The sequence below is a fragment of the uncultured Pluralibacter sp. genome, assembly GCF_913775985.1.
Lineage (GTDB): Bacteria > Pseudomonadota > Gammaproteobacteria > Enterobacterales > Enterobacteriaceae > Pluralibacter.
In genome coordinates, this window is the sequence record NZ_CAJYMB010000032.1 from 44,058 (window position 1) to 62,170 (window position 18,113).

Sequence of the window (18,113 nt, forward strand, 5' to 3'; positions counted from 1 at the left end):
CAATGAGCAACACCTTTCCGGACAGTTTTTTGTGGGGCGGCGCGGTCGCGGCCAATCAGGTAGAGGGCGCATGGCGCGAGGGCGGGAAAGGCATATCCACCTCGGACATGCTGCCGCAGGGGATTTTCGGTGAGGTGGTCGCCCGCCAGCCCGGCGACTTCAGCATTAAAGACACCGCTATCGATTTTTACCACCGTTATCCCGAAGATATCGCCCTGTTTGCCGAAATGGGCTTCACCTGCCTGCGCGTTTCTATTGCCTGGACGCGCATTTTTCCGCAGGGCGACGAAGCCGAACCGAACGAGGCAGGACTTGCCTGGTACGACGCGCTGTTTGACGAGATGGCGCGCCACAACATCCAGCCAATGGTCACGCTCTCCCACTATGAGATGCCCTGGGGCCTGGTTGAAAATTACGGCGGCTGGGGCAGCCGCAAGCTTATCGCCTTCTTCGAGCGCTACGCCCGCGCCGTTTTCACCCGCTATCAGCACAAGGTCAAGCTGTGGCTGACCTTTAACGAGATCAACATGTCCCTGCACGCGCCCCTGACCGGCGTGGGCCTTGCGGGCGACGTCACAAAAGCCGATGTCTATCAGGCCATCCACCACCAGCTGGTGGCCAGCGGGCTGGCGGTGAAAGCCTGCCGCGAGATAATCCCGGACGCTAAAATGGGCAATATGCTGCTGGGCGGGCTGATGTATCCGCTCTCCTGCCGCCCGGAGGACGTGTTCACCGCCCTGCAGGAGAACCGCAGCTGGCTGTTCTTCGGCGACGTACAGTGCCGCGGCGCCTATCCCGGCTACATGCAGCGCTTCTTCCTCGAAAATGGCATTACGCTGCACATCGAAGAGAGCGACTGCGAGGCCCTGCGCCACACCGTCGATTTCATCTCCTTTAGCTATTACATGAGCGGCTGCGTTACCGCCGATCCGCAGCTGGGCGAGAAGCTGCGCGGCAACATTCTCGACATGGTGCCCAACCCGCATCTGGCCAGCTCCGAATGGGGATGGCAAATCGATCCGCTGGGCCTGCGCACGCTGCTGAATATGCTCTGGGATCGCTATCAGAAGCCGCTGTTTATCGTGGAAAACGGGCTCGGCGCGAACGACAAGCCGGACGCCAGCGGCAGGATCAATGACGACTACCGCATCAGCTATCTCAACGATCACCTGGTGCAGGTGCGCGAGGCGATAGAAGACGGCGTGGAGGTGCTGGGCTATACCTCCTGGGGGCCTATCGATCTGGTAAGCGCCTCGAAGGCCGAAGTGAACAAGCGCTACGGATTTATCTACGTCGATATTCAGCAGGACGGCAGCGGCACGCTGAACCGCAGCCGCAAAGCGAGCTTTGACTGGTATAAAGAGGTGATTGCCAGCAGGGGCGCGACGCTAAAAGCGTAGCCGAATGCGCCGGCAAATAGCCTGGAGATAAGATGCAATACGTCATTGTGGCGATAACCCCTGACGCAGCAGGCTTTGATGAGCTAAAAGCGGAAAGCCTTACTGAGAATTTCAATATGCTGCGCCGGCTCGACGCGGGCTGGCGCACCGGGGAGAACCGCTTTGAGGCGCCGGGGGAAAAGCTGCTGGGTCTGTATATTGATGACCGGCTGGCGGGTGTCTGCGGCCTGAACCGCGATCCGTTCAGCGAATGCGCCCGGGCCGGGCGCATTCGCCATCTTTACCTCAGTAAACAACATCGAGGCACCGGCGCAGGCAGGCACCTTCTGCTGGCGGTAATGTCCGGCGCTGCCGGCGCATTTGATTACCTCAACACCCACGCGCCGGCCTCCGCCAGCGGCTTTTATCTGCGTATGGGGTTTACGGCAGTGGTCGACGAGCCGCGCATCACTCACCGTATTTTCTGCCGCGCATAATCCGCTGGCAGCCCAACATACGCAATGTTACATTCGTGTGAAATTCATCACAGAATTGCACCATGACGCTCAACGTCTTCTTTATACTGCTGTTTGCCGCCCTGCTGCACGCCACCTGGAATGCCATTGTGAAAGCGGGCAGCGACAAGCTGCTGGCCGCGGTCAGCGTTACCGGCACGTCGGCGCTGATCGCCGCGGCGACGCTGCCGTTTTCTCCCCAGCCTGCTCTCGCCAGCGTGCCCTGGCTTATTATCTCCTGCGTACTGCAAGTGGTGTACACCCTGCTGGTGGCAAAGACCTACCAGATTGCCGACATGAGCCAGACCTATCCGCTGATGCGCGGTACCGCCCCGCTGCTGGTAGCGGCCGTCAGCCTGTTTTTGCCCGGCGAGCATCTCTCGCTGCTGGCGTGGGCCGGGATCGGCGTTATCTGCCTCTCTATCCTGCTGATGGCGATGCAAAGCCGCGGCGGCTCCCGCAAGGGCGTGGCGCTCGCGCTGATTAACGCCTGCTTTATTGCCAGCTACACGCTGGTGGACGGCACCGGCGTGCGTCTCTCCGGCTCCGCCCTCGGCTACACGCTGTGGACGTTTATGCTGAACGGCACCTGTATGGTGGCCTGCGGGCTGTACGCCCGGCGCCGTGAGGTGCCGCGCTATATGCTGCGCCACTGGCGCAAGGGCCTGCTCGGCGGCGTCGGCACCCTTGGCTCGTACGGTCTGGCGCTGTGGGCGATGACCCAGGCGCCGCTGGCGGTCGTGGCCGCCCTGAGGGAAACATCTATTCTGTTCGGCGCAGTTATCGCCGTACTGATCCTCAAAGAGCGGCTTTCCCTGCCGCGCATTATCGCCGCCTGCGGCATTGCCTGCGGAGCGATTCTGCTGCGCGTCGCCTGATACAGGCTGGCAACATTTGTTGCCGTCATTCGTGGATAAAAACTGCCTGCCGGGCGGGCAGTATTCCGCCAGCGCCCGTTGTTCTGCCGCGCCACTGTGGTAGATTCCTCCGCATAATAGCCAGATGGCTAGAGTCATAATCTACATTTCTCTCAAATAACAAAGTATTCATCGACATGAAAAGGCATAAAAATATCAGCATGCTGCTGATGCTTATTCTGCTGGTTGCCGTCGGGCAGATGGCGCAGACCATCTATATTCCGGCTATCGCCAACATGGCACAGTCGCTGAGCGTACGCGAAGGGGCAGTGCAGAGCGTGATGGCCGCCTATTTGCTGACTTACGGTATCTCCCAGCTTTTTTACGGCCCGCTGTCGGACAGGGTCGGACGCAGGCCGGTAATTTTGGTCGGGATGTCGATTTTCCTGCTGGCAACGCTGGTCGCCATTTCTACCCACAGCCTGACGACGCTGATCGTCGCCAGCGCCGTGCAGGGTATGGGCACCGGCGTCGGCGGCGTCATGGCCCGCACCCTGCCCCGCGATCTGTACGAAGGTACGCAGCTGCGCCACGCCAACAGCATGCTGAACATGGGCATTCTGGTGAGCCCGCTGCTGGCACCGCTGATCGGCGGGATGCTCGACACGCTGTGGGGCTGGCGGGCCTGCTACGGTTTTCTGCTGGTACTGTGCGCGGTGGTGATTTACAGCATGGCGCGCTGGATGCCGGAAACCCGCCCGCAGGAGGCACCGAGAACCCGGCTGCTGACCAGCTACAAGACGCTGTTTCGCAACAGCGCCTTCAGCTGCTATCTGCTGATGCTGGTGGGCGGCCTGGCGGGCGTGGCGGCGTTTGAAGCCAGCTCCGGGGTGCTGCTGGGCGCCGGACTGGGGCTCAGCAGCATGGCGGTAAGCATTCTGTTTATTCTGCCGATCCCGGCCGCCTTTTTCGGCTCCTGGTTCGCCGGACGGCCAAACAAGCGCTTTTCGACGCTGATGTGGCAATCGGTGCTGAGCTGCCTGCTGGCGGGCCTGATGATGTGGATCCCCGGCCTGCTCGGGGTGATGAACGTCTGGACGCTGCTGATCCCCGCCGCGCTGTTCTTCTTCGGGGCCGGGATGCTGTTTCCGCTGGCTACCAGCGGCGCAATGGAGCCGTTCCCCTTCCTCGCCGGTACCGCCGGGGCGCTGGTGGGCGGCCTGCAAAACATCGGTTCCGGGGCGCTGGCGTGGCTCTCCGCGCTGCTGCCGCAAAACGGTCAGGGCAGCCTCGGCCTGCTGATGACCCTGATGGGTCTGCTGATCCTGGTGTGCTGGCTGCCGCTGGCTTCGCGCTTCCACCACCAGCAACAGGCGGTTTAGCTGCCGCGCTAGCGCAGCATCGCCATCAGCTCCGCCGGCGAGCGGCGCAGCCTGATAAGATCGCGCATCGCTTTCATATAAGGCGCGCTGTGGGTGAAGAAGTCGAGATAGCCCGCGCACAGCGCGCTTTTGCCGCTTTCGTCGCGGTGCTTCGGGCAGTCGCCGTGGCACAGGCGCAGCATCTCGCAGCGGCGGCACGCCGGGGCCAGCGAGGTAGATTTATACTCCCCAAACGTCACTGCCCGGGCGCTAAGGTTCATCTCGCCCAGCGTCTCGCAGTGAATATTCCCCAGCAGGTGCTGCGGATAAACATAGTGATCGCACTGGTAAAGATCGCCGTTGGCCTCCAGCGCAAAGGCGTGGCCGCAGGTTTTACTCAAAGAGCACATCTGCGGCGCGTAGCCGCTCCAGACGCCGAGCGTAGAATCGAAAAGCTGGATAAAGATGCGCCCGATATCCTCACGCACCCAGAGATCGAAAACCTCACGCAGAAAGCGGCCCCAGGTCGCTGCAGAAACCGACAGATCGTCCGGCCTGCGCTGGTCGTCCAGCTCCATCAGCGGAATAAACTGAATGTGGGCGGTGCCAAGCTCGCGTAAATAGCGGTACATGCGCCGTGGAGATTCGCCGTTGTGGCTGTTGACCACCACCAGCAGGTTAAACTCCACGCGGCAGGCCCTGAGCATGCCTATCGCCCGCAGCACTTTATGGTGCGTGGCGTTGCCGCTGCGGCTGACCCGGCAGGCGTCATGCAGATCCGCCGGGCCGTCCAGCGAGATCCCCACCAGCCAGCCGTTATCGTGGAAGAACTGGCACCAGGCTTCATTGAGCAGCACGCCGTTGGTCTGAAAAGCATTGTGGATCCGCTTGCCGTCCGCATACCGGCGCTGCAGCGCCGCCGCCCGGCGAAAGAAATCCAGCCCGCAGAGCGTGGGCTCGCCGCCCTGCCAGGCAAACTGCACCTCTTCCCCCGGCTGCGCCTCAATGTGCTGGCGGATAAACTGTTCAAGCGTGGCGTCATCCATCACCGGCTGGCGCTGTTTTTCAAGGTAGAAGCAGTAGCGGCAGCTGAGATTACAGCGTGAACTGGCCGGTTTGGCCATGACGTGACATCCTGTCATAACACTCCATTAAAAAAGATAAGCGGCTGTTTTAATTGGGTCATACATCCTAAATAATTCGAGCTGGATGCAGGCGGCAAATGAGCAAGTCCTCGGCAGCTTACGGGAATAAGTGACCGGGATGAACCGAGTCACGTAGTCAACATACATGCAGCTCGAAGTATGACGGGTATACCCTAAATAATTCGAGTTGCATGCAGGCGGCAAGTGAGCGAATCCCCGGGAGCTTACTGAAGTAAGTGACCGGGGTGAGCAAATGCAGCCAACACACATGCAGCTCGAAGTATGACGGGTATAGAAAACAGCAATGCGAGCGCCAGTACTGCGAGTGCGATCAAAAATTTATCCCGTACGGCGCCCGGTTGGTCAAAATGACAGCGGGTCACGTCCATCAGGTTGCGCTTGAGGGTGTAGCGCCAGAGGATAAACGCCACCACCATCAGCACCGCCACCGAAAGCCAGAACGGCACGCCGGCCCGGTGCCAGCTGTGCTTGAGCGCCAGCGTCATCAGCGCGCCGTAGCCGAGCAGCGTGCGGAACCAGGCCAGTGCGGTGCGCTCCGGCTGCAGGCCGGGATCGCTGATGCGTCGCGCCCTGCGGCTATCCGCCATACAGCACCAGTCCCGCCACTGCGGCGACGACCGCCACCAGAATGAGGCTTATCAGCAGCAGCCCGCGGGTATAGGGCAGGTCCTGCTTCAGGCGCATCGCCTTCTCGTTGTTCAGCCAGCGCAGATAGCCGTATACCGCCAGCCCGCCGCCAAACAGACACAGCACCAGCGCCAGCACCTCGCGGATCAGCGGCGTGGCAAACTCCGGCGCCAGCTGGTCAAGCCCCACTCCGGCGGCGAGAAATCCCAGCGCGGTGCGGATCCACGCCAGAAAGGTGCGCTCATTGGCCAGAGAGAAGCGGTAGTCTGGCGCTTCGCCGAGGCGGGAAATCTTCATTGCGGCTCCTTGTGATGGGTTGCCTCCTGCAGGTTCACGGGAGGCAACGCGGATCAAAACTTCTGCTTTTTCTCTTCGACCTTAACACCCTGCGTCGGCAGGCCGGTATCGTAATCCCGCACCACTGGCGAATAGCCGTCTTCGGGCCGCGGGCGAAACGCGCCCATCCAGCGCGGCGCGACGTCGGTACGCCAGGGGCGCAGGCTCCACTGATAGCTGCGGAACGGATCGCGTATTTTATCCATATAATCCAGCAGGCTATCGTGGAGATCGTTACGGATCTGCGCGTAGTCGCTGTTTTCAATCAGATTGTGCATCTCATCGGGATCGCGATGCCTGTCGTACAGCTCGTCGCTGGTGAACAAGTTAAGCACCAGCTTCCAGCGGTCGGTCACCCAGCAGCGCACTGGAATAAAGCCGCCGAAGCTATCGTGCTCAATCTCATAGCGGTTGAACTCGACCATCACGCCGCGATCGGATCGCGCACCCAGGATATTCTCGCCGGGCAGGATGGGCGGCTTATCGATGCCCGCCAGCGCCATCATGGTCGGCAGCAGATCGATATGGCTTACGGGCGTGTCCACCTGCGCCGGCTGGCCCTTCGGCGGACGCATAATCAGCGGAATGCGGGTGATGTCATCGTACATGGCTGCGCCTTTGCTGATGAGTTTATGCGCCCCCATCATTTCACCGTGATCGGAAGTATAGATAACCCAGGTATTCTCGCGCTGTTCCGGGGTCAGTGCCTCTATCACCCGACCAATCTGGTCGTCCACGAAATCATTGCAAGCAAAGTACAGCGGATGATGATAGCGGTTATCTTCGCCCACCGGCGACGGCATCGCCCCGGCCCACAGACGATGGTGCTCTGGTTTACCCTCAAGGCTATCGCGCCCTTTTTCACCCAGCGGATAGTAGAAATCCTGATATTTCTCAAGATATTCGACAGGACAGGTAAAGGGATGGTGCGGCTCGTCGTAGGACACCACCATTAAAAATGGCTCATCCTCCCGCGCGGGCTGGCTGAGGAAATCCACCGCCCGGTTGCTGATGCGGTGCGCCCAGGTGAAGGTCTCGTCAATATTGTGCTTTTGCAGATCTTCGACGCTGTTAAGCCCGTTGCGCCAGAGGCCAATTTCCTCGTCGGTCAACTCCGCCAGATAGTTAGCGCCGTCGTACCAGTAGTCAGCATCCCACTCCGGCGGGCAAATGCCAGTGCCAAAATAGTCATGGCCGTCGAGGTGCCACTTGCCGATGTAGCAGGTGTGGTAGCCCGCGTCCTGAAAGTAGCGTCCCATAGTAGAGATGTTTTTGCCCGGCGCTACGTTGTTGGTCCAGGGACCGGACTGGTTAGCATAGATGCCGGTAAACAGCCCGGCGCGCGCGGGGGTACACACCGGCGAGCAGGTGTAGGCGGAGTTGAAGCGGATCCCCTCTTCTGCAAGCTGGTCAATATGGTTGGTATTCAGCGGCTTGCCGCTGTAGCAGCCCACCATATTGGTGGCCTGGGTATCGGTCATGATGAAGAGAAAGTTTGGGCGTTGCATCTTTTATCCTTCTGAACGGGCCAGCGCGGAGCGGCGCGCCTGCCGGCTGCTGTAAATCAGGTAAATCACGACGGCGGCGACAATCAAATAGCTGATAACCGTGAGCCAGGTGCTGTTGTAGCCACCGAAGCGAGCCAGCGCCGAGTAGACGCCAATAATGAGCATCAGGGCCACGTTAATGAGGAAAGTGCAGGCCAGCACGTAGAGGAAATGCATCTCTACATGTACCAGATAGTTAAGAGTGATGTAGCTGAGGATACCGAACAGCATCGCCGCTTTGGCCGCCGCAGCAGGAATACGTGGGAAAAAGAAGCCCATAATGACAATGGTCACCAGCGGCACGTTATAAATACCGTTAAGCTGCTTCATCCATGAATAAAGCCCTTCCGGCGCGTTAGCTATCCACGGTGCCACCAGCACGGAGACAATCGCCACGACGAAGCCAAAGCGCCTGCCGACCACCACCAGCCTATCCGGCGTCGCCTGCTGATTGATGATGCGGCGGTAAATGCCCATGCTGAACAGGGTCGAGGCGCTGTTGAGGAAGCCGCAGAAAGCACTAATAATTGCGCCAAAAAGCACCGCGCTGAAGAAACCAACCAGCGGAAGAGGCATTACTTTATTCACCAGCGCCGGATAGGCCATGTCTGCTGCCGGCAGATCCGCAAACAGGTGAAAGGCAATAACACCAGGCAGCACCAGAATCAGCGGATCGAGCATCTTTAACACCGCCGTCAACAGCGCCCCCTTCTGTCCTTCCGCCAGACTTCTTGATGCCAGCGTGCGCTGCACGATGCCCTGGTTAGTGCACCAGTAAAACGTATTGACCAGAATCAGGCCGGTCAACGCCGCGCCGATCGGCACCGGATCGCTGCTGCCGCCGATGGAGTTCATCATCTGGCTATGCTCAGTCGTGAGCTTCTCAATACCGGCGCTAACGCTGCCGTCGCCCATCGCCATCAGCCCGAAAAAAGGCACCATCAGGCCGCCGATCACCAGTCCAATACCGTTAATAACGTCAGCGATAGCAATGGCGCGCATCCCGCCGATCACCGCATACAGGATCCCGCAAATCCCCAGCACCGTAGCCATCGCCCAGATAGCCGCATTTTGCGAAATGCCAAAGGCTTCAGTGATGTGGAACATGCTGTTAAAAGCCAGCGATCCCGAATAAAGGATAATCGGCAGAAAGCAGATGCCGGTCGCAATCAAAAAGCAGCAGTCGATAATGATGCGGGTGGTTTTATCGTAGCGCTCTTCAATAAAGTCCGGAATGGTGGCGATATCGCGCTGCAGATAGCGCGGTAAAAAAACCAGCGCCAGAAAAATAAGCGGAATGGCCGAGATAACTTCCCAGGCCATCACCGACATGCCGCTGCGGTAGGCTTGTCCGGTTAGCCCCACCAGCTGCTCAGTAGACAGGTTGGTCAACATCAGCGACGCGGCAATCACCGGTGCTTTTAGCGAACGTCCGGCCAGGAAATAGCCCTGCTGAGAGGAGTTATCTGTTTTGCGTAATTTCCACCAGGTTATGACGGCGACCAGTAGGGTAAATGCTATAAAGCTCACAATTTGTAGGATGTTCATCGTTGCAGCCCTTCAACGTTTTATTATGCGGGAGTTACTATCCCGTTTTGTATTCGGCTGATAATTGAGCGAGCGCGAAATTAAATGAATGGAAAAAGCCATATTTCGCATGTAAAAAACGAAACCACATACAATATTCCGCTGGTTCTTGACGAAAATGTGATCTCCAGCGGAATCTCACTGCTCTCGCTGTGGCACACGCTGGCCGATGAAAGCTATCGGGTAATCTGGCCGCGGGACAAGCGCAAGCCGCTTATTCCGAACTCGTGGGTGGCGGTCTATACGCTGCAGGGATGCGGCAAGCTGCTGCTGCGCGACGGCCGGGAAATTATCCTTAACGGCAACTGTATTATCTTTTTAAAACCTACCGATATTCAGGCCTACCACTGCGCGGGACTGGTGTGGGAGCAGTACTGGATGGAGTTTATTCCCACCAGCGTCATGCAAATTCCGCTATTGCAGACGGGGGTTATCTACAATGGTGAGCACTATAATCGCGAGCTGGAAGAAGTTGCCGAGATGATTACGGCAAAAGACTCAATGCGCAATAACCTGGCGGTGGCGTTTCTGACGAAAATTATTTATCAGTGGATCTGCCTCATCTCAGAAAATGAAAAAAAAGAGCCTGGGGTTGTTCAGATAGAAAATCTGCTGTCGGTACTGCACAGCGATTTACAGCGCAACTGGCGGGTGCAGGAGATGGCGCAGAAGATGCAGTGTAGCGAACAGTATCTGCGTCGCCTGTTTCTGCGCTATACCGGCAAAACGCCGAAAGAGTATTACCTGGACGCAAGGCTGGATCTGGCCCACTCTCTGCTCAGGCAGGAGGGCCAAACCGTGGGCCGGGTGGCGGACATGCTCAACTTTTTCGATGCTTTTCACTTCAGCAAGGCCTTCAAACGGCGGTTCGGGATGGCGCCCTCGGTGCTGCTCAAACCCGGCAGCAAAGGCGAATAGCGGACACTAAAAAGCCCCGCCAGTGCGGGGCTCAGTTTACGGCGGCGGTAATTAGCTATGCAGCGCCGGGCGTTCGCTAATGGCGATACGCTGCGGGGCGACGGCTTCCGGCTCGTTGCGGGTTAAGTCAATGTGCAGCAGGCCGTTGGTGAAGGTCGCGCCGGAAACTTCCATATGTTCGGCCAGCGTGAAGCTCAGGCTGAACGGCTGAGTCACCAGACCCTGATGCAGCCATTTCGGCTCGTTTTCCGGCTTTTGCGGCGTGCCTTTAATGCCCAGTCGGGTACCTTCGAGCTGAATATCCAGATCTTCCTGACGAAATCCCGCCAGCGCAAGGGTGATGCGGTAGTGGTTATCGTCGCTTTTTTCGATGTTGTACGGCGGGAAGCCCTGGGTTTCAGCGGTATTGAGCATGGCATTAGCCAGTTTATCGAAGCCAATCCACTGACGGAACATGGGGGATAAATCGAAGTTACGCATGTGTTTTCTCCTTCTGAGAAGCGAGTTGAAGTCTGCGAAATAATTCGCATATGCTCCCTGACGGCAAGCATGGGTTATTTCGGGCGGCGTCGCCGCCCGCGGGAATTAGTTAATTTCGATGCGGCGCGGCTTATTTGCTTCGGGGATCACGCGCTCAAGATCGATATACAGCAGGCCGTTCACCAGGTTTGCGCCTTTAATATGAATATTATCGGCAAGCTGGAATTTGCGCTCGAAGTTGCGCTCGGCGATGCCCTGATAGAGATAGGTACGCTCTTTCTGCTCTGCCTCGTGGGAGCCTTTGACCACCAGCAGGTTATCCTGGGCGGTAATATCCAGTTCGCTCTCGGCAAAACCGGCTACGGCAATCGCCACGCGGTAGTGGTTATCGTCAACCAGCTCGACGTTATACGGAGGATAGCTGCCGTTGCCCTGGCCCTGGTTATTTTCCAGTAAATTGAAAAGGCGGTCGAAACCAATGGCGGAACGATAAAGCGGAGAGAGATCGAAGTTACGCATAGTTCAAAGCTCCTGAAATCAGCGAGAATTTACTGACCTTCTACATTGGACAGGTCTTAATTAGCCGGAGCACCCCTCAGGCGCGCTCCCAAATGGCCTTAATCATAAAATGGGTCCGGGGGCAGTCTTTTCAAGTCAGGGGATCTTATTTTTTTGCACTTTCGCCTTCAGCGCTTAGACTGGAAAGTGCGACCGGCGCCACAGCGCGCCGCTAAGGGACTACCCATTTGGCGGACGAGAAGTTATACCCATGAAAACCAGACTGCTGGATTAGAAACAGCTCGAATTATTAGGGTATATCTCTCACCCGATATGCATCCGCGATGCGAATAATGATGATACTCATGATGAAAACATTACTGCTTAAACCGATTTTATGGTCAGGGATTATCGCGCTGGCGGGCTGCTCCAGCGTCATGTCACACACCGGCGGCAAAGAAGGAACCTATCCGGGCACCCGGGCGAGCGCCCAGATGCTGGGAGACGACAGCAACGGCTGGGGAACTAAATCGCTGGTGGCGGTGGATATGCCGCTAACCGCCGTCATGGACACCCTGCTGCTTCCCTGGGATATGTTCCGCACCGACGACTCGGTGAAGAGCCGGGTTGAGAAAAGCGAACAGGCGAATCAGTCGATTAACGACGTTATTCCGCCTGCCGACATGAATATGCCTTAATTCACCGGCGTCATCCACAGCTGGCGAAAACCAGCGGTATCCTGCATCCAGGCAATCTGCTCGCCGTCCGGTGAAAACACCACGGCATCAGCAGAAGGCGCACTTTCGCCTTTTTGCGTCAGAAAACGAACCTCGCCGTCCGTCGCGCCCACTGTAGCGATGCGCCCGTCGATAACACATCCCAAACACTGACCGGAAGGATGCCAGTTAAAGGCCGACTCGATGCCGCCGCAGCGCGTCAGCTGGCGCAGCCCGCTGCCGTCTGGCGCGATCAGCCACATCTGCACCGCACCGCCATCGTCGCGCATCAGGAAGGCAATTTGATCGCCCTGCGGATTGCCGCGCACCCAGTGGCGGGGAACGTTAACCAAACCGGGATATTTCCTCCCGTGGGTAAACGTCAGACGCCGCTGGTGAACGCCCGCGGGCGGCGCGGGCAGCGCTGATTCGGTGCCGCACAGCGGCGCGTCTCCCGCCCGCTTCCAGCTGGCCTCATCCTGCGGCAGATCGACGATAAACAGCTCCGGCACTTTTTCCCCCTGCGCCGAAAGGGTATCGCCGATAAATGCCAGCTGCCGATCCCCTACCCAGCCCTCTTCGTAGGCGCGGTTAATGTCATCGCTGCCCGGCACCGGCGCGGGCACCGTGCGGCTAACTAGCACGCACCAGCGGCTGCCCGGATACTCCCGCGGATGCCTGCCCGCGGGCGCGACCGGCCCGAACGGTGCGGCAACCCCAACATTGCGCAGATCCAGCGCCGGATTGAGGGCGTGCATCACGTGATCGTTATAGGTAAAGCTGACGTACTCGCCGCCCGGGCTCCAGACGTGAACGTGGCTGCCGCCGCGCAGCGCCCCCGGCGTAAAGGGCGGCGTAATGTCCATCGCATCCAGATTGCTCACACTGCCGCCGGCGCTGATGACGCCCCGACGGTGGTGAAAATCGTAGCGCCAGCTGTCGTCCGGATGTTCCGGCCCGTGAATAAACACGTATTCATCCCGCGAGGGATGCACGGTTACCACGCCAACGTGCGCGCCCGCACCGGCGCGGTAAATCACCTGCACCTCGCCGGTATCAACATTCACCCGCTCAATCGTCTCGCCGGTAAAGGAGGCACCGGAAGGACGCACGTCGAACACCAGCCAGCGGCTGTCGGCAGTCCAGGTTCGGGTGTTGGTGAGCTGGTGGTGGCGGGAAGCGAAGGTTACCTGTTTCATAAATAAAAAACCCTGATGCGCGGTGTTGGCATCAGGGTATAGCAACTACAAAGATTAGCCCACCCGTTTAACATCCCCAACCAGCAGGATATAAGAGAGCGCGCCGAGCAGCGCCACCGCAGAGATATAAACCAGCGCCGGACCAAAACCGTAGTCCTGCGCAAGGTAGCCAATAACCAGCGGAACGGTAATACCGCCTAAACCGCCGACAAAGTTAAACATCCCGCCGGTTAAGCCAATCAGGCGCATCGGCGCCAGAGAGGAAACCAGCGACCAGGTGATAGACGCAAAGCCGTTACCGAAGAACGCAACGGCCATCAGCGTCATGATCCAGATAGGATCGTTAGTGTAGTTCGCGCCCATGATGCAGGTGGAAATCAGCAGGCCGCAAATAATTGGCGTTTTACGCGCTGCGCCAAGCGAAAAGCCTTTTTTCACCAGCTTATCCGCGAGCCAGCCGGAAAGCAGCACGCCAAAAAAGGCCGCCAGAAACGGAACGGTGGTCATAAAGCCCGCTTTCAGGGCGGTAATTCCCTTTTCCTGCGTCAGATAGTTCGGGAACCAGGTCAGGAAGAACCACAGCGTTGAGGTGACGGCAAACTGCCCGAGATAAACACCTACCAGCTTGCGGTGGAATACCAGCTTCCAGTCGGCCCTGGTCATGGGCTGGCGCGCAGATTTTTTCACCGGCGCATCACCGTCCACCAGCCCCCCGCCTTCGCGGATATACTCCAGCTCTGCCTGGCTAATGCTTTTAGTCAGGCGCGGCGGCTGATAAACCTTGAACCAAATCAGCGACCAGATGATGCCGATCCCGCCGGTGACAATAAACACCCAGTGCCAGCTTAAAAGCTCCTGGATCCAGATCAGCAGCGGCGTTAGAAAGGCCAGCCCGACAAACTGTCCGGAGGTGTAAAAACCGACCGCCGATGCGCGCTCGTGTTCCGGAAACCAGCTGGTCACCATGCGGTTGTTGGTGGGAAATGCCGGAGCTTCAAAAATCCCGGTGATGGCGCGCAGGCCAATCAGCGACATCAGCCCGGTAGCAAATCCCTGAAAGAGGGTGGCAACCGACCAGCCGAAAATAGCAATAAAATAGGTCAGACGAGAGCCGACCCGGTCCAGGAACCAGCCGCCGGGGATCTGGCACAGCGTATACAGCCAGGCAAAGGCGGAAAAGATATAGCCCATCTCCGCTTTTGTGATCCCAAACTCCTCCTGAATATGCGCTGAAGCGACGGCAAGATTGGCGCGGTCAACGTAGCAAATCACCACGGTAATAAAGATCATCAGCAGCGTCAGGTAACGCCGACGGCCGGGTTTTGAGGCTGTAACAGGAATATCCATCGCTATCCGTCTCCAGATTTTGGGCATAGCGAAGCCGCTCACCATGCCCTGTAGTAAGTACAGAGGGTTATGTTTTTATTTAAAATTTAATTCCCGGCGCGCTGCCGGTATTACGACAGGAGATTTACCATTCAGCGACGCTGCCATCCTGATAGCGCCACAGCGGGTTGCGCCAGTCCGGTGCGTTTTTACTCATTTCAATCACTTTCTCTTCATCAACCTCAACGCCGAGGCCCGGCTTCATCAGCGGTTTAAAGAAGCCGCCGTCCATGCTGAAGTCCTCTTTATTTTTTACAAAATCGAGCAGCTCCGCGCCTTTGTTATAGTGAATGCCCATACTCTGCTCCTGTAGAACGGCATTGCGGGAAACAAAGTCCAGGTGCAGGCAGGCCGCCAGCGCAATCGGCCCCAGCGGGCAGTGCGGTGCCAGCGCCACATCGTAGGCTTCCGCCATTGCGGCGATTTTGTAGCACTCGGTGATACCGCCGGCATGAGAGAGATCGGGCTGTAGAATGGACAGGCCACCCGCTTCCAGCACGCGCTTGAACTCAAAGCGGGAGAACATACGCTCTCCGGCAGCAATTGGAATGGAAGTCTGCTCAGCCAGTTTGGGATAGTATTCGGCCTGCTCGGCCAGCACCGGCTCTTCGATAAACAGCGGGCGGTATGGCTCAAGCTCCTTGATAAGCACTCTGGCCATTGGTGCGCTAACGCGACCGTGGAAATCGAGACCAAACTCTATGTCGCTACCAAAAGCTTCGCGGATCTGCGCGACGGTATTCACCGCGGCGTCGACTTTGCGCGAATCATCAATGATGCCCATCTCTTCGCAGCCGTTGAGCTTAAACGTATCAAAACCGATATTGCGCAGGGTTTTAATTCCGTCGATAACCTCTGCCGGGCGGTCGCCGCCCACCCAGCTGTACGCTTTAATTTTATCGCGCACCAGACCGCCCATCAGCTGCCAGACCGGCGCGTTAAGCACTTTGCCTTTGATATCCCACAGCGCCTGATCGATACCGGCGATGGCGCTCATCATAATGGGCCCACCACGATAAAAGCCGCCGCGGTACATCACCTGCCATAAATCGTTAATGCGGGCGGGATCCTGACCCACCAGGTAATCGCCAAATTCGTGCACGGCGGCTTCCACCGTACGCGCGCGACCTTCAATCACCGGCTCGCCCCAGCCAACGATGCCTTCATCGGTTTCAATCTTCAGAAACATCCAGCGCGGGGGTAAACGATACGTCGTGAGTTTGGTTATTTTCATTGCACTGCCTCTCGGTACGCTTTCACAAATGCGGCAGCCTGCTGCGCGGTGCGCGTAACTGGCTGGCCTGCACGGTATAAATCACTGCCCAACCCGGCACCGGCGCAGCCGGCTTTCAGCCAGACGGCGAGGTTCTCCGGCGTTACGCCGCCGACGGCAAACACCGGAACATCGGCGGGAAGTACCGCTTTCAGCGCCTTGATGTAGTCCGGGCCAAAGGCCGAAGAGGGGAAGATTTTTAGCGCCTGCGCGCCGGCCTCCAGGGCTGCAAACGCTTCAGAGGCGGTGGCGCAGCCCGCACAGACCGTCATGCCAGAAGATACCGCCCGGCGAATAACCTCCGGCTGGGTATTGGGCGTCACCACCAGCCGGCTGCCAATGCGCGCCAGGCTATCAACGTGCGCCGGAGTGAGTACTGTTCCGGCGCCAATCAGCGCCCGATCGGCAAATGCGGCTACCGTTGCGGCAATGCTGGTTTCCCACTCGGGAGAGTTGAGCGGAATTTCCACGGCATCAAATCCGGCGTCGAGGACGGCGGCAACGTGATCGTGAACCTCTTCGGGGGTGATGCCGCGTAAAATAGCGATCAGCGGAAGTTTAGTTGGCCACTGCATAGGCGATGCTCCTTATACCTGCCTGGAATGCCGCATCGCCGGAAACCGCAGTGACAATGCGTCCTGCGGCGCGGAGCGCCTGCTGGTAGCGCACCGCCAGTGAAGGTCCGGCAACGAGCGTAATGGCCTGCAGACCGGGGAAGCGGGCGCACATACTCGCCACTTCTGCACCAATCAGCAGACCAGAAAGAAATTCGCTCACCTGTTCGCGGGGCAGCGCACCCAGCACGTGGCGGGCGCGCACCTCAAAGAGCTGAGGAAGCAGCGTCAGGTCGTTAAGGCCTTTATCCAGCCCTGAAGCAAACGCCTGTGACGACGGCTGCTGTTCTGGCAGGCCAGCGCCAATCAGGGAGTAATGAAGCAGCAGGTGATGCAGCTCACCGGTCAGCACGGTGCGAAAATCCAGGATCTGCTGCCTGTCGGCCTGTACCCATTTGCAGTGGGTGCCCGGCATGACGTACAGCTCGGCAGGGGCCAGTTCTTTTGCCCCAAGAAGCTGAGTCTCTTCACCGCGCATCACGTTGTTGTTATCTTCGCGAGAAACAGAAAGGCCGGGCACAATCCAGACGCCATCATCGGCGGACGTCAGCTGCTGCCCGATGGCGGAAAAGGCAGCCGGTACCTCAAGGTAGGGCACGTTGATCCAGCCGACGTTGCTGCCGACCATCCCCGCCATCACGACGGGCGTAGCATCCTGCCGCCAGCCTTCGGTTATTTCAGCTAACACCGCCCGGGGAGATCTTCCATTGAGCCGGGTTACCCCCGCTTCGGACTGCCGGCTATCCCGGCATTTATCGCCTTCATACAGCCAGGCGCGCAGGTTGGTCGATCCCCAGTCAATAGCGATGTAGCGTGATGTCATGTAATTTCCTTAAGCCTCTGTGTCGAGCTGGCGATCATGGTGAGCGCCGCCTGCTCTGCCGCATCGCTGTCCTGATGCCGGATGGCGTCAAACAGCGCCTTATGCTCCTGCAGGGTTTTGGGCATATTGGCCTCATCTCCCATCCAGGTTCGTTCAAACACCGCTCGCTGCAGTGAGCTGATAGCGACGCTTAATTGCTGCAATACCGGGTTATGCACCGAACCCAGAACCGCTTCGTGATAGCGGATATCAGCCTCGTTAAACGCGTCACGATCCTGATTGTTGGCAATCATGTCATTCAGCGCCGCCTCGATAAGCGCAAGGTCGCCGGACGTTGCCCGCTCGGCGGCCCAGCGGGCAATCGCGGGCTCTACCAGGTTACGCACTTCACTCATCGCGCTGATAAGCCGCGGGTCATAGTCATTTTCCAGCACCCACTGGAGCACCTCTGTATCGAGGTAGTTCCACTGATTGCGGGGCGTTACGAACGCGCCGCGATAGCGCTTCATCTCTATCAGCCGCTTCGCCATCAGCGAGCGGTACACTTCGCGAATAATATTGCGCGACGTTTCAAACTCTTCGCACAGCTCCGCTTCTGCAGGTAGCGGGGAGCCGGGGATGTATTTGCCGCCAACAATTTGCTGGCCGAGCGTAATAACAATGCGGTCGGTTTTATTCAGGGTCATGGAGAGTCCTTATGCTCTGTTTTTCTCTCCGCTACTTTACCGCGATTGTTTAATTCAGATGCAACATTGCAGTACAGATGATGTTCACTGTTTGTTTCCAATGTCAGCAATGTAGTACAAACCATTATTGTTGTACTACAATTTA

Annotated in this window: 19 protein-coding genes and 1 other annotated feature; of the genes, 6 read left to right on the plus strand and 13 right to left on the minus strand. The window is 58.1% G+C overall.

Annotated features, from left to right (window positions below):
- Nucleotides 1–2 precede the first annotated feature (2 nt).
- The 4 genes from ascB to emrD all read left to right on the plus strand — a co-directional run bounded on the left by ascB (nt 3) and on the right by emrD (nt 4,133).
- A complete protein-coding gene (gene ascB, locus QZ766_RS04450; RefSeq protein ID WP_297197809.1) occupies nt 3–1,400 on the plus strand; it encodes a 6-phospho-beta-glucosidase in 1,398 nt (465 codons plus the stop codon).
- A 32-nt stretch (nt 1,401–1,432) separates the two neighbouring features.
- The gene (locus QZ766_RS04455) at nt 1,433–1,876 is read left to right on the plus strand and encodes a GNAT family N-acetyltransferase (RefSeq protein ID WP_297197812.1); all 444 of its coding nucleotides are present in this window, start codon (nt 1,433–1,435) and stop codon (nt 1,874–1,876) included.
- Nucleotides 1,877–1,938: 62 nt separating this feature from the next.
- A complete protein-coding gene (locus tag QZ766_RS04460; RefSeq protein ID WP_297197815.1) occupies nt 1,939–2,772 on the plus strand; it encodes a DMT family transporter in 834 nt (277 codons plus the stop codon).
- A 176-nt stretch (nt 2,773–2,948) separates the two neighbouring features.
- Nucleotides 2,949–4,133 (plus strand): multidrug efflux MFS transporter EmrD, encoded by a 1,185-nt coding sequence (gene emrD, locus QZ766_RS04465; RefSeq protein ID WP_297197818.1) that lies wholly within the window; start codon nt 2,949–2,951, stop codon nt 4,131–4,133.
- An 8-nt stretch (nt 4,134–4,141) separates the two neighbouring features.
- Here the strand turns inward: emrD and QZ766_RS04470 are convergent, their stop codons facing one another.
- The 5 genes from QZ766_RS04470 to QZ766_RS04490 form a co-directional block, all read right to left on the minus strand.
- The gene (locus QZ766_RS04470; RefSeq protein ID WP_366509362.1) at nt 4,142–5,236 is read right to left on the minus strand and encodes an anaerobic sulfatase maturase; all 1,095 of its coding nucleotides are present in this window, start codon (nt 5,234–5,236) and stop codon (nt 4,142–4,144) included.
- A 245-nt stretch (nt 5,237–5,481) separates the two neighbouring features.
- Nucleotides 5,482–5,865, minus strand: a complete 384-nt coding sequence (locus tag QZ766_RS04475) for a DUF202 domain-containing protein (protein WP_297197824.1) — start codon at nt 5,863–5,865, stop codon at nt 5,482–5,484.
- Nucleotides 5,855–6,202: a YidH family protein gene (locus QZ766_RS04480; RefSeq protein ID WP_297197827.1), complete on the minus strand. Its 348-nt coding sequence runs from the start codon at nt 6,200–6,202 to the stop codon at nt 5,855–5,857. The genes QZ766_RS04475 and QZ766_RS04480 overlap by 11 nt, the downstream gene beginning before the upstream one ends.
- Nucleotides 6,203–6,255: 53 nt before the next feature.
- Entirely contained in the window at nt 6,256–7,749 is a 1,494-nt protein-coding gene (locus tag QZ766_RS04485; protein ID WP_297197830.1) for a sulfatase-like hydrolase/transferase, read from the minus strand.
- Nucleotides 7,750–7,752: 3 nt separating this feature from the next.
- Nucleotides 7,753–9,336, minus strand: coding sequence for a solute:sodium symporter family transporter (locus QZ766_RS04490; RefSeq protein WP_297197835.1), 1,584 nt, complete (start codon nt 9,334–9,336; stop codon nt 7,753–7,755).
- Nucleotides 9,337–9,420: 84 nt separating this feature from the next.
- Between QZ766_RS04490 and QZ766_RS04495 the strand changes: the two genes are divergently transcribed.
- The gene (locus QZ766_RS04495) at nt 9,421–10,293 is read left to right on the plus strand and encodes a response regulator transcription factor (protein WP_297197838.1); all 873 of its coding nucleotides are present in this window, start codon (nt 9,421–9,423) and stop codon (nt 10,291–10,293) included.
- A 51-nt stretch (nt 10,294–10,344) separates the two neighbouring features.
- Here the strand turns inward: QZ766_RS04495 and ibpB are convergent, their stop codons facing one another.
- Nucleotides 10,345–10,773, minus strand: coding sequence for a small heat shock chaperone IbpB (gene ibpB, locus QZ766_RS04500; protein ID WP_297197841.1), 429 nt, complete (start codon nt 10,771–10,773; stop codon nt 10,345–10,347).
- 105 nt (nt 10,774–10,878) lie between these two features.
- Complete coding sequence (ibpA, locus tag QZ766_RS04505; RefSeq protein ID WP_297197844.1) at nt 10,879–11,292, minus strand: small heat shock chaperone IbpA; 414 nt, start codon at nt 11,290–11,292, stop codon at nt 10,879–10,881.
- Nucleotides 11,286–11,361: a sequence feature (ROSE (Repression Of Heat Shock gene Expression) occurs in the 5'-region of heat shock genes and acts as an RNA thermometer to modulate expression.), on the minus strand. (Overlaps the previous gene by 7 nt.)
- A gap of 278 nt (nt 11,362–11,639) precedes the next feature.
- Here ibpA and QZ766_RS04510 point away from each other — a divergent pair.
- A complete protein-coding gene (locus tag QZ766_RS04510) occupies nt 11,640–11,969 on the plus strand; it encodes a YceK/YidQ family lipoprotein (RefSeq protein WP_297198067.1) in 330 nt (109 codons plus the stop codon).
- Here QZ766_RS04510 and QZ766_RS04515 read toward each other — a convergent pair.
- The 6 genes from QZ766_RS04515 to dgoR all read right to left on the minus strand — a co-directional run bounded on the left by QZ766_RS04515 (nt 11,966) and on the right by dgoR (nt 17,968).
- Nucleotides 11,966–13,186, minus strand: coding sequence for a DUF3748 domain-containing protein (locus QZ766_RS04515; protein WP_297197846.1), 1,221 nt, complete (start codon nt 13,184–13,186; stop codon nt 11,966–11,968). The two genes, QZ766_RS04510 and QZ766_RS04515, sit on opposite strands and share 4 nt — an antisense overlap.
- 54 nt (nt 13,187–13,240) lie before the next feature.
- Entirely contained in the window at nt 13,241–14,578 is a 1,338-nt protein-coding gene (locus tag QZ766_RS04520; protein ID WP_297197849.1) for an MFS transporter, read from the minus strand.
- Between the two features lie 79 nt (nt 14,579–14,657).
- The gene (dgoD, locus tag QZ766_RS04525; protein ID WP_297197852.1) at nt 14,658–15,806 is read right to left on the minus strand and encodes a galactonate dehydratase; all 1,149 of its coding nucleotides are present in this window, start codon (nt 15,804–15,806) and stop codon (nt 14,658–14,660) included.
- Nucleotides 15,803–16,420 (minus strand): 2-dehydro-3-deoxy-6-phosphogalactonate aldolase, encoded by a 618-nt coding sequence (locus tag QZ766_RS04530; RefSeq protein WP_297197855.1) that lies wholly within the window; start codon nt 16,418–16,420, stop codon nt 15,803–15,805. The genes dgoD and QZ766_RS04530 overlap by 4 nt, the downstream gene beginning before the upstream one ends.
- On the minus strand, nt 16,404–17,282 hold the full coding sequence (locus QZ766_RS04535; protein ID WP_297197858.1) for a 2-dehydro-3-deoxygalactonokinase: 879 nt from the start codon (nt 17,280–17,282) through the stop codon (nt 16,404–16,406). The genes QZ766_RS04530 and QZ766_RS04535 overlap by 17 nt, the downstream gene beginning before the upstream one ends.
- Entirely contained in the window at nt 17,279–17,968 is a 690-nt protein-coding gene (gene dgoR / locus QZ766_RS04540) for a D-galactonate utilization transcriptional regulator DgoR (protein ID WP_297197862.1), read from the minus strand. Before dgoR ends, QZ766_RS04535 begins: the two co-directional genes overlap by 4 nt.
- Between the last annotated feature and the right edge of the window lie 145 nt (nt 17,969–18,113).

Excerpts from the sequence above, each read along its gene's own strand:
- ascB (WP_297197809.1), top strand. The coding sequence starts at position 3 with ATGAGCAACACCTTTCCGGACAGTTTTTTGTGGGGCGGCGCGGTCGCG.
- QZ766_RS04455 (WP_297197812.1), top strand. The coding sequence starts at position 1,433 with ATGCAATACGTCATTGTGGCGATAACCCCTGACGCAGCAGGCTTTGAT.
- QZ766_RS04460 (WP_297197815.1), top strand. The coding sequence starts at position 1,939 with ATGACGCTCAACGTCTTCTTTATACTGCTGTTTGCCGCCCTGCTGCAC.
- emrD (WP_297197818.1), top strand. The coding sequence starts at position 2,949 with ATGAAAAGGCATAAAAATATCAGCATGCTGCTGATGCTTATTCTGCTG.
- QZ766_RS04470 (WP_366509362.1), bottom strand. The coding sequence starts at position 5,236 with ATGGCCAAACCGGCCAGTTCACGCTGTAATCTCAGCTGCCGCTACTGC.
- QZ766_RS04475 (WP_297197824.1), bottom strand. The coding sequence starts at position 5,865 with ATGGCGGATAGCCGCAGGGCGCGACGCATCAGCGATCCCGGCCTGCAG.
- QZ766_RS04480 (WP_297197827.1), bottom strand. The coding sequence starts at position 6,202 with ATGAAGATTTCCCGCCTCGGCGAAGCGCCAGACTACCGCTTCTCTCTG.
- QZ766_RS04485 (WP_297197830.1), bottom strand. The coding sequence starts at position 7,749 with ATGCAACGCCCAAACTTTCTCTTCATCATGACCGATACCCAGGCCACC.
- QZ766_RS04490 (WP_297197835.1), bottom strand. The coding sequence starts at position 9,336 with ATGAACATCCTACAAATTGTGAGCTTTATAGCATTTACCCTACTGGTC.
- QZ766_RS04495 (WP_297197838.1), top strand. The coding sequence starts at position 9,421 with ATGAATGGAAAAAGCCATATTTCGCATGTAAAAAACGAAACCACATAC.
- ibpB (WP_297197841.1), bottom strand. The coding sequence starts at position 10,773 with ATGCGTAACTTCGATTTATCCCCCATGTTCCGTCAGTGGATTGGCTTC.
- ibpA (WP_297197844.1), bottom strand. The coding sequence starts at position 11,292 with ATGCGTAACTTCGATCTCTCTCCGCTTTATCGTTCCGCCATTGGTTTC.
- QZ766_RS04510 (WP_297198067.1), top strand. The coding sequence starts at position 11,640 with ATGAAAACATTACTGCTTAAACCGATTTTATGGTCAGGGATTATCGCG.
- QZ766_RS04515 (WP_297197846.1), bottom strand. The coding sequence starts at position 13,186 with ATGAAACAGGTAACCTTCGCTTCCCGCCACCACCAGCTCACCAACACC.
- QZ766_RS04520 (WP_297197849.1), bottom strand. The coding sequence starts at position 14,578 with ATGGTGAGCGGCTTCGCTATGCCCAAAATCTGGAGACGGATAGCGATG.
- dgoD (WP_297197852.1), bottom strand. The coding sequence starts at position 15,806 with ATGAAAATAACCAAACTCACGACGTATCGTTTACCCCCGCGCTGGATG.
- QZ766_RS04530 (WP_297197855.1), bottom strand. The coding sequence starts at position 16,420 with ATGCAGTGGCCAACTAAACTTCCGCTGATCGCTATTTTACGCGGCATC.
- QZ766_RS04535 (WP_297197858.1), bottom strand. The coding sequence starts at position 17,282 with ATGACATCACGCTACATCGCTATTGACTGGGGATCGACCAACCTGCGC.
- dgoR (WP_297197862.1), bottom strand. The coding sequence starts at position 17,968 with ATGACCCTGAATAAAACCGACCGCATTGTTATTACGCTCGGCCAGCAA.